This window comes from Candidatus Sphingomonas colombiensis, from assembly GCA_029202845.1.
Taxonomy (GTDB): Bacteria; Pseudomonadota; Alphaproteobacteria; order Sphingomonadales; family Sphingomonadaceae; genus Sphingomonas; species Sphingomonas colombiensis.
The window spans coordinates 3,382,173-3,394,735 of sequence record CP119315.1; the positions used below are offsets into that span (position 1 = coordinate 3,382,173).

The window sequence follows — 12,563 nt, forward strand, 5'->3', positions numbered from 1 at the left end:
CGGGTGCGGCGAGGCTGTTTGGGGCGGTGTCGCCGAAATTCCGGCGCGGGGGAAGCCGTCCACGACCTCCCCCACCCCGCTCACTTCGTCAGCTACAGCTGTGTCGCAGCGCCACGCCGGGGCGCGCGCCGGTCGCCTTGCCGCCACGCAATACCGCAACGCCGTTGACGATGACGTCGTCGATCCCGCTCGGGGTTGCTAGTGGCTTTTCCCAGCTGCTGCCTTCCTCGACCTTGTCGGCATCGAATATGGTGACGTCGGCCCGCAGCCCCTCACGCAGCACACCGCGATCGGCCAAGCCCATCCGCTCCGCCGGCCATGAAGTCATCTTGCGCACGGCGTTCTCCAGCGTGAGCACGTGCCGTTTGCGCACATACTCACCAAGAATGCGCGGGAACGTGCCGTAAGCGCGTGGATGCGGCAGGCCGATCGCATCCAGCTCTCCGAATTTCGCCGCCGCGCCGGCGTCGGTGCCGATGCTGGTCCAGGGTTCCTTCAGCGCAAGTTCGATATCCGGCTCGTCCATCATGAAATAGAGGCCATAGGCACGATTGGGCAGCGCGTTGAGCACGATATCCCATGCCACGTCGGCAGGATCGCGCCCCACGGCCTTCCCGATCGCGGCAAGGCTCTGGCCGCGGTAGCGATCCATCTTGGGATCGTAAGCATTTGCGAGCACGACATGATCCCAGCCGCCCGAAGCCTCGACCAGATTGGACCAGCCCGGCTGCGACCCGGCGGCGACTTCGCGCTTCAGGCGTTCGCGGACCTTGGGATCGCGCAGTTTCTCATATCCCGCCTTCGCACCTTCCGCGAACACCCAATTGGGCACGGTGATATCGAGCCCGGTCCCGCCGGCGGTATAAGGATAAAGGTCAGCCGCGATATCAACGCCGCGCGCGCGCGCCGCAGCGATCCGCGCGAGCGCTTGCGGCATCAGCTTGCCGGCGAGCGGACGATAGGCAGCCTTGAGATGGAAAATCTCCACCTTCGCGCCGCTGCGCTCACCGATCGCGATAGCCTCGTCGATCGCATCGATCAGCTTCGCGCTCTCGTCGCGCATATGGCTGGCGTAAAAGCCCCCACATCTCCCCGCTACCGATGCGAGCGCTACCACCTCGTCGGTCGACTGGAAGCTGTTGGGCGGATAAATCAGCGCGGTCGATACGCCGAATGCGCCGTTCTTCATGGCGATCGCAGTTTCGGCCTTCATCGTCTCCAACTGCTTCGGCGTCGGCGTTCCCGCGCCGTCCCCCATCACCTTCACCCGTGGCTGGGCCGCGTTGTAATAAGTCCCGAAATTGACCGCGATGCCGCTTTTTTCCATCCCCGAAAGATAATTGCCGATCTCCGCCGCATCGACCGGCGTACCGCCCTCCCCGGCGATGACCGAGGTAACGCCCATCCGCAGCTTGTTTTCGGCTCCGCCCGATTTCGGCAGCACCTCACCCGATTGGTCCATCATATCGATGAAGCCGGGCGAAACGTATCGATTGCGCGCGTCGATTTCGTCCCGGCCCTTACCGTGAACCACGCCGATCTTGGCGATCCGGCCATCCTTGATCGCGATATCGGCGTAAACCCACGGATTGCCCGCGCCATCCAGCACACGGCCGCCTCGAATGACGATGTCATACTCCGCCACCGGCGCCTGTGCCGGCGCAGGCGTCGATATCGGCGCCAGCGCGGTGCCGATCAGCAGCGCGGCCGCGAGTGCTAGATGTTTCCTCATGGCGTTCTTCCCTCCCTCTCGGTATTTTATGAGCATGGCGCGGCGCGCGCGGATCAGCGATCAGCGCATCACCCGCTTCAGTGCTTTTTCACCGGCGTGAACAGCAGATCGTGATAATCGTAACTGAAGTCCGCGATCGGCGAGGCCGCCTTCATGGTGACGCGCTCGACCTTGCCATCCGCGTCCAGATTGAACGTTACGTAGGCCGGCTCGATCGTCTTGTCGTCGAACCGGGTGATGAAGCTGTCATATTGAAAATGATCGAGCCGGCCGGACATGCGCGGTGTCGATTTGAAATCGATCCGCAAGCCGCGCTCATCCGGCGTCACCGCGATATCGCCGTACCACGGATCGTTATAGGTGCCGACATAGGCGGAAAGTGGCAGCGAAGGCCCGCTCTTCGCCGGTTTTGAGGTCTTTGCCTTGAAAGCGGCCAACCCGGCGGTGACTCTTTGACGTTTGACCTCGGCGAATTTGACCGGCCAGTCGTTCGCTGGCTGCCCGAGATAGTGATCGAGCAATTCATACATCAACCCGCGCAGAATTTCGCCGTCCTCGCTGTTGATCTCGATCGCGAAGCCGACATTCTTCTCCGGGATCAGCGCGATAATGGTCTGAAAGCCGAAAACGGCACCGCTATGCTGCACGATCCTGGCGCCGCGATAATCGCTCACCATCCAACCGAGCGCATAGTTCATGAAATTGGGCTGGGTCGGTTTTAGCGGTGCTGGCTCCGATGCAATCGGCATCGGCGTCACCGGCTTCCACATTTCGGCCGACTGTGCCGGGCTGAACAATTGGCCGCCGTGCGGGAGTTTCCCTTGGGCAAGCTGGATCTGTAGCCATTTCGCCATGTCTTCCGGGCTCACCGCGAGCCCACCGGCGGGAGCCGCATTGCGCCCGAGCCCATCGCGCTCGTCGAGTTGTTCCTGATCGCCCGCGCCGCGCAGGCCGCCATTCATTCGTGCATGTGGCTGCGCGCGATCGACGGTAGCGAAGCGGTCGGCATCATCGGAAGTGGAATCCGTCATGCCCGCGGGCTTGAACACATGCTCGCGAACAAAGGCTTCCCAGGTCTGCCCGCTGACGGCCTCGATCAACTGACCCGCGACCATGTAGAGCACGTTGTCGTAAGCATAAGTACTGCGGAAACTGGTCGCCGGCTTCAGATAGCGCAGCCGCCGCACTGACTCCGCGCGCGGCGTATTGCTGCGCGGCACGAATAAAAGATCGCCCGCCCCCAGGCCAAGCCCGGAACGGTGCACCAGCAGATCGCGGACCGTTATCTCGCGCGTTACCCACGAATCCCACATGCGAAAATCGGGGAGGTGATCGATCACCCGATCGTCCCAGCCGATCTTGCCCTGATCGACGAGCACCGCGAGCGCAGCGACCGTGAACGCCTTGCCCGTCGAGCCGGTCGGGAAAATCGTATGCGACGTCACCGGATCACCCGATCCGATCCGCTTTTCGCCGAAGCCCTTAACCAGCACCGGCGCGCCATTTTCCACGATGGCCACCCCCATCCCCGGCACGCCGGTCGCGCGCCGCAACGCCTCTACACGCGCCTCAAAACCTTGAGGCGGTGCAGCGAGCAGGGAGGCGGGCCAAGCGGCTGAGACGAGAACGAGGGCAGTGAGGACGCGCTTCATGAAGCCTCCGGTTCAGGATGGAAATCAGTTCAGGCGAGGCAAGAATCGAGTAACCGTTCAAGGGCCGCCCCACCACGAACCGGATCGGCGACCGGCAGCCCATGGCTATTCGCGAGCGCCGCGATTTCAGCCGCTGCCGCATCCGCATCCAGCGCGGCGGTGTTGAGACTGATGCCGCCGCAGCGAATTGCGGGGTTGGTCAGGCGCCCGAGCGCGATCGTCTGGTCGATCACCATCTGGATCGAGGGCAGCGGAAATTGCGGCATCCCCATGATCGTCTCACGGCCGGCCTGATGGCAGACTACGAACACGTCAGGCTGGCTGCCATGCAGCAACCCCAAAGACACCGCCGCGTACGCCGGATGGAACAGCGATCCCTGCCCCTCCACGACATCCCAGTGATCGTCGGCGGCATCGGGGCTGAGCAATTCCGCCGCGCCCGCGAGAAAATCGGAAACGACCGCATCCATCGGCACACCTGTGCCGGTGATCATGATCCCGGTCTGACCGCTCGCGCGGAAATCGGCGGAAAGTCCACGCGCTTTCATCCCATTGGCGAGTGCCAGCGCGGTATATTTCTTGCCGAGCGCGCAATCGGTACCGACGGTCAACAGCCGCTTGCCACTGCGCTTGCGCCCATTTCCATTGGGAATCCCCGGCGGGGGCGTCCGCACATCGATCAGCCGCCGGCCAAGTCGCGCGGCCTCTTTCGCGAGCACCGGAATATCCGCGAGCCGTTCATGGAGTCCGCTGATCAGATCGAGCCCTGCCTCCAGCGCCTCGACCAGCGCCCCGATCCACCGGTCTGGAATGACGCCGCCGACATTGGCGACCCCGATCAGGAGCGCCCGCGCGCCGCGCGCATAGGCCTCCGCCGGCGTCATCCGCTCCAGCCCGGTGCTGACCGTGCACTCAGGCAATACGAATTCGCCGACGCAACGGTCCGGTGCCCAGTCAGCCAGGCCAAGCCCGGTTTTGACATAACCGCGCTCAGTCGCGTCGCCCAAAAACAGCAGATAAGGCTGCGGGAGCGACAGCGTGCCGGCTTCGATCGCCTGATGTAGAATCGCCATATTCCTTTTCCGAATGAATCTCTGATCAGGATAATGATCCTAATCAGAGAAATTTCAACTCAATTTTCCGATATCGATGGATCAATCCCGCGGATTGGCACATCGAGAAGGCGTAGCAGCAGCGCGGCGGCTCCCGCGATCGCCGCGAGCAGCGCGAAATAGGCGCCGCGATCGAGCACGCTCCACAAGCCACCGACGAGCCCCGCAAACAGGCTCCCGGTGAAGATGGCCAGATACCAGGCCGCGACGGTGGTGGCCCCGAGCCGGGGTGGTGCCAGTCGAGCGAATAGCCCAAGCCCGGTTGGTAACAGGAACAATTCCCCGATCGTGAAAATCAGGAAAAACAGCGCCAGCCACAGCCAGTTCGCGCGCATGTCGCCAGCGTACCACGCCACCACCGCCAACAGCAGATAGGCGAGCGCCACGACCAGCGCGCCGAATGCCATGCGCCGTGCCGGCGACGTATCGCGCCCAACCGCCGCCCGTCGCCGCCACACCGTGAGCAGGATCGGCGTCAATACCATCACCAGCAGCGGGTTAAGCGACTGAAACCACGTCATCGGAATGGTGAAGCCGCCGATGCGCCGATCGATCCCGGTCTCTGCCCATAACGCGACCGTATTGCCGACTTGTTCGTAAGCGCCGCGAAACACGGTCACCGCAAGGCCGATCGCGACCAGCACCGCGATCAGTCGATACCCGGCAGACGCTCGATTTTCGGTATCGACCGCGCCGGCCGCCGCCCTCGGCTCTTCCGGAGGGAGGTAACGCTGCCCCGCCAGATAGATCAGCAAGCCCGCGAACATCCCGATGCCGGCCGCACCGAAGCCATAGTGCCAGCCATAAAATTCGCCGAGTGTGCCGCAGATCAGCGGCGCCAGAAATCCGCCAATGTTGATGCCGACATAATAGACATTATACGCCCAGCCGCGGCGCGGATCGCCCGCCGTGTAGAGACTGTTGATCTGGCTCGGCAGGCTCGGCAGGAAAAAGCCATTGCCAAGCGCGATGACGGCGAGCGCAAGATAGAGTTGCGTCTCGAACGCCATCAGGAAATGCCCCGAAGCCATGATACTGGCGCCGATAATGATCGCGCGCCGCTTGCCGAGATAGCGATCGGCAATCACCCCGCCCACGATCGGCGTGAAATAGGCGCAGGCGGTATAGGCGCCATAGACGAATGACGAATGCGGCTGCGTGAACAACAACTGCCGCGTCATATAATAAATCAACAGCGCGCGCATGCCGTAATAGGAAAACTGTTCCCACATGTTCGTCAGGAACAGGATGGTCAGCCCGCGCGGCTGCCCGAACCAGGTCGGCTCCCGTTCCTCAGCGATCATGCGCGGCGCGATTGCCGCCGTCATGCGCCGACCCGGGTCTCCGCTCCCCAGATGCGCTCGTCGCACCAGGCGGTGCCGTCGCGATAGACGATCCCCGGCTCACGATCCTGCTTCAGGAAGATCGGTCCATCGAGATCGCAGATGTCGCACAACTGACCGAGCACGAAACTCGGTGCCATACTGAGCGACGAGCCCCCCATGTTGCCGACCATCACGCCAAGCCCCGCTTCACGAGCGGCCTGCGCGATCATCAGTCCCTCGGTCAGGCCGCCGCATTTATCGAGCTTGATGTTGACCACCTGAAAGCGGTCGATCAGCCCCGGAACGTCTGCCAGCGTAAGCGCGCTTTCGTCTGCCGCGATCGGGATCGGCGAACGATAGCCGGTGAGATCGCTCTCCCTGCCGCGCGCGAGCGGCTGCTCGATCAGCGAAACCTCCGCCTCCACCATCGCGGCGACCAGCGCATCCAGGTCGCCGATCGCAAACCCCTGATTGCCATCGACGCCCAGCCACACATCAGGCCGCGCGGCGCGGATCGCCTTCACCCGCGCGATATCGAGATCGAGATCGCCGGTAAGCTTTATCTTGATCGCCTTGACCGCGCCGAATGCGATCGCGCGCTCGACCATGATCGCCGGATCCTCGGCGCCGAGCGTGAAGGTGGTCACCACCGGCTTCACCTCGGGCACGCCGGCCAGCTTCCATACCGGCACGCCGGCTCGCCGCGCTTCCAGTTCCCACAGCGCCGCATCGACCGCATTGCGCGCGCCGCCCGCGGGCAGAATGTCGCGCAACGCGGCGCGATCCGGGCCGGACTCGATGGCGCTGCGGACACGCTCCAGCTCGGCCAGCATGTGCGGCACGTTATCACCCATGTAATAGATGCCGTTGGCCTCGCCATGGCCGCGATATTCGCCGTCGCTCAGCGTCGCCACGACACAATCCACGCCGTCGAACACATAGCCGGAGATTCGGAACGGCGCCTTAAAAGGCAGGCGTTCGACCTGCACGTCGAGCGACAATTTGGCCATGGCGGGAAACTCCGGATTTAATTGGATGGGGGACGTTCAGGAAAAGCCGAGGTGCAATCAGAGCGAGGGTTGCGGTCTGAAAACGGCGCAACCGAGGGCTGCGCCCTCCTCTTCCTTGCCACTTAAGCCTCCTCCTAAGACGGCCACACAATATTTGCCTCAATAGAAATTTTCAATCCCAATTAGAAAATTTCCGGCCGATCGAGCCCGCGTCGCGGCGCAAAAAACGCGCTGCGCGACGCACGCATTGACCCATTCCTGATTGAAAATGCGCGGTTAGAAAAACGTCGCGATCGCATCGAGCACGCGGCCATCGTCGTCGACCTCGAACAACGTCCGCCATTTGTCGAAGGTCGTGCAGGGATGAGAGACACCGAACCCGACCTGATCGCCGATCGCGAGCGTCGTTTGACCGTGTACCGCGATATGCGCGTGCTGATCCGACAATTTCTCGACACTGAAAGCGCCCGTCGGGATGCTGCGCACGCTCCCGCTCAGCCGCGCGCGGGACAGGATTAGCTGGGGTAGATCGGTGTCGTAAGAAATGTCCCGCTTGCCCAGATTGGCGAACATCCAGCCCGGCTCCGGGCGGGATTGGATTTCGGCCCAGACCTCCAGCGCGTTCTTCAAGCGCCCGGCGTCCCCGGCTTCGTGCGTCCGCTCCAGCAGCCGCTCGAACGCCAGCTCATAGTGGATCGCGTCATGGCTGATGTAGCAACCGCTGCGCAGCACCACGAGCGGCTCATCACCGATGTCCGTCGATCGGAAGCGTCGCGCGACCATATCGAAAAAGCGCGATCCGCCAGCCGATAGGATGACCTGTCGGGTCGGGTCGAACAGGTGTTCGGCCGCAATCGCCTCTGCCGCACGGATCGTATCGATCAACAGCGCGTCAACGTTCGGCTCCATCCCGGCATCGCTGCCGCCGGGGACGATGCCCTCGAAGGTCGCGACGCCTGCGACACTCAATTCCGACCGCGCCGCGATTGCCCGCGCCAGCGCCAACGCCGCTTCCACACCACGCACGCCAGTCCGGCTGCCAGCGGCACCAACCTCGATCAGCACGGGGATCGAGCGTTCCAGCCCGACGAACTCCGCCGCATCGGCCAGCAGATGGGCGCCATATCGTGAATCGACGAATATGAATGCTTCAAACCCCGGATCCGCCGCGAGTTCGCGCGCCAGCCACGCGGCAGCCTGTGGCGATACGATCTGGTTGGCATAGATCAGGCGCGGCACGCCGAAACGGCGATAGAGGCGCAGATGCGGCATGGTCGCGCACGACAATCCCCATGCCCCATCGCGCAATTGGCGATCGAACAATTGCGGCGCCATCGTCGTTTTGCCGTGAGGACAGAGCGCTACTCCGGCCCCGTCCGAAAACCGCCGCATCCACGCGCTGTTGTTCTTGATCGCCGAGCACCGCAACACCGCCGCCGGCAATTGAAGATCGCCATGCAGCGACCATCCCGCTCCCGCTACATCGCCCAATCGTATGCCATCGCAGCCCGGCGGGAGCCCCTTGTCACCGGGCTCCAGTCTCATTTCGCGAATTGGCTGAAGGTTCAGCAAGGCACCCTCTCGAACCAGTGCCGGTTATCCAATTCCGGATAACCGGCGCGGCTGTCAGAAATTGAAGCGAACACCTGCGGTATATTGGCGACCGATCACGTCATAAAGCTGACGCGCGGTCTGGAACTGATAACCGGTGAATGGCGGATCATTATCCAATGCATTCAGGATCACGCCGAAAAGAGCCACTTTCCCGTCGTTCTTCGTCTTGAACAAGGTGATTTCACCCGACAGATCGACGTAAAAGCGACCGTTCACATGGTTCCAGTCCAGCGTCACATCGTCGCGCGTGATCACGCCGCCGCCGATATAGCGCCCCGTCACCCCGAAGCGATAATCCTCTGTGGAATAGGTCGCGCTGGCACTCCCCTTCCAATGCGGAGTGCCGCCCGGCCCGTCGAGTACGGGCTGATCGGTATTGCCGGCGAATTTAGTGACATCGCCAGCCTGCCCAACGAGATCGAGCTTGTTGATGTAGCTGGCGAGACCGCGCAGATCGAGCGAACCAGCGCCGATCGGCAGGCGATATGCCGCCTCCACATCGATGCCGTTGGTGATGATCTGCTGAAAGTTGACCGGGGCCAGCAGGATGTTGCTGATCTTGCCGTCACCGCCGCGCTGGACGAGCAGACAACTCGCCGCATCCCCCCCGTTGCAGCGATTGACGATCGTTTGAGCGGTGAGCGAGGCGATCGCGCCGTCCACCTTGATGTCATAATAGTCGACCGAGAGGCTTAGGCGCGGCGCGAACGCGGGCGTCAGCACCACCCCCCGCCGTCAGGGTATTGGCGCGCTCGGGCTTCAGAAAGGGATTGCCCCCGGTCGTCTGGCTGACCGTATAGATCGAGCTGGTCTTGGTATCGGTGATTCCCCCGAGCAACGTCTGTCCCGCGGCGAACAATTCGTTGATGTTGGGCGCGCGTATGTCGCGCGACCGCGTGGCGCGGAAGCGGATGCTGTCGTTGACTGCGTAATTGACGCCGATCTTCCATGTCTCGACCGTACCGGACGTGCGATAATCGGTGATGCGGCCACCAAGATCGAGTTCGAGGTTTTTGGCCCATGCCGCGTCGGTAGCCAGCGGCACGACCGCCTCGACAAATGCTTCCTTGACCGCCTCGCGCGCCGAATAGGGTTTCACGTTGCCTACGCGAAACAGGCTTACGTTCGGCGTTGCCGAGATCGGATCGGATGTCACATCGACATTGAGATTGCGGTATTCGCCACCGAACGCGACGGAGACCGGGCCTGCCCAGGTGGAAAAGGGCTCGCCGCGAACCACGATGTCCGCCACCTGCTGCGATTGCCGCCAGCCGCGAACCGACGTGCCGGTAATATAGTCGATCGCCTGCTGCGAAGCCGTGCCGACACCGAACAGATTGAGGGGTACGCAGCCGTTGGTCGGATCGGTCAGCGTCGAGCGACAGACCGTGCCGCCGGTCACGGGATTGACCACCGCATCGAGCGCGAGCAGCCGCTTCGCCTTGATCACATCCCCGGTGAACAGGGTTACCGTATCCGTTTTACCGAAGGAGAAGGACGCATCGAAGCTCCAAGACCCGCCGAGGCCGCCGCGCAACCCTGCCACGCCCTGCCAGGTGGTCGCCTTCTGCTTGATCGCGCCGACGCCATAATCCTCCAGACTGCGCCCGAAGCTGAAGCTGGTTTCACCCGCCGTCGCGAGCGCGGTCCGCAGTGACTGAGGCAGAAAGGCATTGTCAGCCTTGATCGTGAAGACGTCATCGGACGGGATCGAGCGCTCGTTGAGCCGCGAGCGCGCATAAGTGAAACTGGCATAGGCCGTCAGCGATGGCGCAACCTCATAGGTCAGGCCGGCATAAGCGCTCTGCCGCTTGGTCGGCGCCACCAGCACATAGGGCGATGCAAGCGCGTCGCCGTCGCCGCCGTCCATGGTGTTATCGGCGGTAAGATAATTGCCATAGCGGAAGGGTAAGGTCGTGCCGTTGGGGCCGAACTGGATTCCGCTCAATACGCCCGAATTGATCACGCCACCCGGCGCGGCATAAGAAGCGCGGGCATCATTAACGTGAATGTAAAACGGCTGTGACGGGTCCGTCGCGTTGGCTGGGTTCACGATGATCCCGCGATTGCCTGCCCATTTTCGCTGATTTGCGTCCTTGATGCCGCCATTTTCGGCCGCTTCCAGCCCGATCAGCAGGTGCCCGCGATCGCCCGCGAACTTCGTTCCGAAGGCCAGCGACACCATGTAATTTCGGTTATCGTCGTGATCGGTAATTCCACCCTGCACGCTACCGCGTACACCGTTGAACTTGTTATCGATCTTGAAGTTAACGACACCCGCCACCGCATCCGAGCCGTAAGCCGCGGACGCGCCGCCGGTGACCACATCGACACCACCGATCAGCGCCTGCGGAATAAGATTGGTGTTGATGACGCCTTCGGGTGTTGTCGGCACATATCGCTTGCCGTCGATCACCGTCAGGGTGCGCAGATAACCGAGACCGCGCAGATCCATGTAATTGCCGCCGGCCAGTTTCGACAGATTGCTGACCGAGGAAGGCGTCACACTCGGCTTCATCGCCGGAAGCTGGTTGAGCGCATCCGCTACGTTCACCGCGCCGACGCGCAGGATGTCATCGGAATTGACCGCCGTGAGAGGCGTGGCGGAAACGAAGCCCGAACGCGCCACCTGCGAGCCGGTAACAACGACCTCGGCGCTCTCGTTCGTCTTGGCTTCCGCCACTGGTGCAGCCACCTGCTGCGCATGAAGCGGGGTTGCGCCAATCAGCGTGGCGAAGGCGATCGCGACGGCGGTTTGGCCCGAACGAACATGCGCCGATGTTGCGCAAAGATCGCTGCGGAAGCGGCGGAAAATCCGCGTTTCCCATCCGGATTTCGACATGAGTCCCCCTCTTCGATATGATGTTGACGGATTTTTCTTCGCGAATTCAACGCGTAGCGAAATAGTCGAACAGGCTGCGGCTGATCTCGGCGATCGCGCGTTCGCGCTGCGCCGCCGGCAGGCTGCTGCCCTTCGTGTAAACCGCGATAAGCAGGCGCCCGCGATTGCCCGGCAGCGTGATCATGCCGACATCGTTGATCGTGCCGCCGATAGTTCCGGTTTTGTGCGCGACCTTGGTTCCGGCCGGCAGGATTCCCTTGAGCCGCGCCTGCCCTGTTTCACAGCGCTCCATCACGCCCAGCAGAAACGCGCGGCTTTCGGGTTTCAGCAGTGGATCGACCAGCAGTTTCCCGAGCAGATCGACCATTGCAGAGGGTCCGCTGGTATCGCGTGGATCCTGCTCGAAAGCGGCGTTGGCGGAATAAGCCGCCTTTTCCAATTCGGCCTCGGCCAAGCCACGCGCCATGATGGTTTTGACGAACGGGGAGCCGGCGGGCACGCCGTAGAATTCGTTCAGAAGGTCGTTGACGTCCCGATCGACCTGAATATCCGTGATGCCGCGCGCTCGCAGCCACGCCGTCACCGCAGTCGGACCGCCGGCCAGCGCCAAAATCTTGTCGGTTGCGGTGTTGTTGCTCTGGGTGAGCATCAATTCCATCAGATTGGCGACCGACAGGACGACGCCGGGATGGATCAGGCGATTCGCCACCTCACCAGTCCGATCAACATCGCCCTGCGTGACCGTCACCATCCGGTCGAGGCGCATTTCGCCCTTGTCGACCAGCGACAGGAGCGTGCCAGCGATCGCAACCTTGACGGTGCTCGCCATCGGAAAGCGCTCGGCCCCGGCAACGGCGCCAGTTTCACCGGTCTCGACCAACCGGAATGCGACCCCGATCCGGCCCTGGATGCGTTTTTCCAAAGTAAGAACCTGGGCGGCGACCGCCTGTTGCACCGACGGTGCAACCGCGCGGGGCGCTGTCACGGCCAGGGGCGCTGGCGCCGCTGTCGCGGGCGCAATCGACATCCCTGCCAGGACGAATCCGGCCAAAAACCGTGCCATAAGTTCCCCTTTTGCAAAGCGGCGCATTCAAGGTCGGCGCCGCCTGTTTTTCTGTATGGAGAAATAATTTTCACATACGCAATATTTTGTCAATACGCGCGTAAAACTGAAAATGAGACGACCGTCCGCGGGCGCGCAACGCCCAAAACGATGCAACCTCGAAAGCAGTGTGCGACGATCCGTCGCAAGCAGCACGAGGTTGGTTTGCCGTTT

The 12,563-nt window shown here is 62.5% G+C and carries 9 protein-coding genes; all 9 read right to left on the reverse strand.

Going from position 1 to position 12,563, the window contains the following annotated elements:
• Positions 1 to 88 precede the first annotated feature (88 nt).
• The gene (locus P0Y64_16400) at positions 89 to 1,732 is read right to left on the reverse strand and encodes an amidohydrolase family protein (protein ID WEK42905.1); all 1,644 of its coding nucleotides are present in this window, start codon (positions 1,730 to 1,732) and stop codon (positions 89 to 91) included.
• 77 nt (positions 1,733 to 1,809) lie between these two features.
• Positions 1,810 to 3,384, reverse strand: a complete 1,575-nt coding sequence (locus tag P0Y64_16405; GenBank protein WEK42906.1) for a serine hydrolase — start codon at positions 3,382 to 3,384, stop codon at positions 1,810 to 1,812.
• 29 nt (positions 3,385 to 3,413) lie between these two features.
• Positions 3,414 to 4,457, reverse strand: coding sequence for a DUF1611 domain-containing protein (locus P0Y64_16410; protein ID WEK42907.1), 1,044 nt, complete (start codon positions 4,455 to 4,457; stop codon positions 3,414 to 3,416).
• Positions 4,458 to 4,516: 59 nt separating this feature from the next.
• The gene (locus P0Y64_16415) at positions 4,517 to 5,824 is read right to left on the reverse strand and encodes a peptide MFS transporter (protein WEK42908.1); all 1,308 of its coding nucleotides are present in this window, start codon (positions 5,822 to 5,824) and stop codon (positions 4,517 to 4,519) included.
• Positions 5,821 to 6,831, reverse strand: coding sequence for a dipeptide epimerase (locus P0Y64_16420; protein ID WEK42909.1), 1,011 nt, complete (start codon positions 6,829 to 6,831; stop codon positions 5,821 to 5,823). Before P0Y64_16420 ends, P0Y64_16415 begins: the two co-directional genes overlap by 4 nt.
• Positions 6,832 to 7,107: 276 nt before the next feature.
• A complete protein-coding gene (locus P0Y64_16425) occupies positions 7,108 to 8,376 on the reverse strand; it encodes an alanine racemase (protein WEK42910.1) in 1,269 nt (422 codons plus the stop codon).
• 81 nt (positions 8,377 to 8,457) lie between these two features.
• On the reverse strand, positions 8,458 to 9,168 hold the full coding sequence (locus tag P0Y64_16430; protein ID WEK42911.1) for a TonB-dependent receptor: 711 nt from the start codon (positions 9,166 to 9,168) through the stop codon (positions 8,458 to 8,460).
• A complete protein-coding gene (locus P0Y64_16435) occupies positions 9,116 to 11,287 on the reverse strand; it encodes a TonB-dependent receptor (GenBank protein WEK42912.1) in 2,172 nt (723 codons plus the stop codon). The genes P0Y64_16430 and P0Y64_16435 overlap by 53 nt, the downstream gene beginning before the upstream one ends.
• A gap of 46 nt (positions 11,288 to 11,333) precedes the next feature.
• Positions 11,334 to 12,314 carry a class A beta-lactamase gene (gene bla, locus P0Y64_16440; protein WEK45092.1) on the reverse strand — a complete coding sequence of 327 codons (981 nt, stop codon included), beginning with the start codon at positions 12,312 to 12,314 and terminating at the stop codon, positions 11,334 to 11,336.
• Between the last annotated feature and the right edge of the window lie 249 nt (positions 12,315 to 12,563).

What these genes read in the sequence shown, in the direction of transcription:
- P0Y64_16400 (WEK42905.1), bottom strand. Translation starts at nt 1,732, where the DNA reads ATGAGGAAACATCTAGCACTCGCGGCCGCGCTGCTGATCGGCACCGCG.
- bla (WEK45092.1), bottom strand. Translation starts at nt 12,314, where the DNA reads ATGTCGATTGCGCCCGCGACAGCGGCGCCAGCGCCCCTGGCCGTGACA.
- P0Y64_16405 (WEK42906.1), bottom strand. Translation starts at nt 3,384, where the DNA reads ATGAAGCGCGTCCTCACTGCCCTCGTTCTCGTCTCAGCCGCTTGGCCC.
- P0Y64_16435 (WEK42912.1), bottom strand. Translation starts at nt 11,287, where the DNA reads ATGTCGAAATCCGGATGGGAAACGCGGATTTTCCGCCGCTTCCGCAGC.
- P0Y64_16425 (WEK42910.1), bottom strand. Translation starts at nt 8,376, where the DNA reads ATGAGACTGGAGCCCGGTGACAAGGGGCTCCCGCCGGGCTGCGATGGC.
- P0Y64_16415 (WEK42908.1), bottom strand. Translation starts at nt 5,824, where the DNA reads ATGACGGCGGCAATCGCGCCGCGCATGATCGCTGAGGAACGGGAGCCG.
- P0Y64_16410 (WEK42907.1), bottom strand. Translation starts at nt 4,457, where the DNA reads ATGGCGATTCTACATCAGGCGATCGAAGCCGGCACGCTGTCGCTCCCG.
- P0Y64_16420 (WEK42909.1), bottom strand. Translation starts at nt 6,831, where the DNA reads ATGGCCAAATTGTCGCTCGACGTGCAGGTCGAACGCCTGCCTTTTAAG.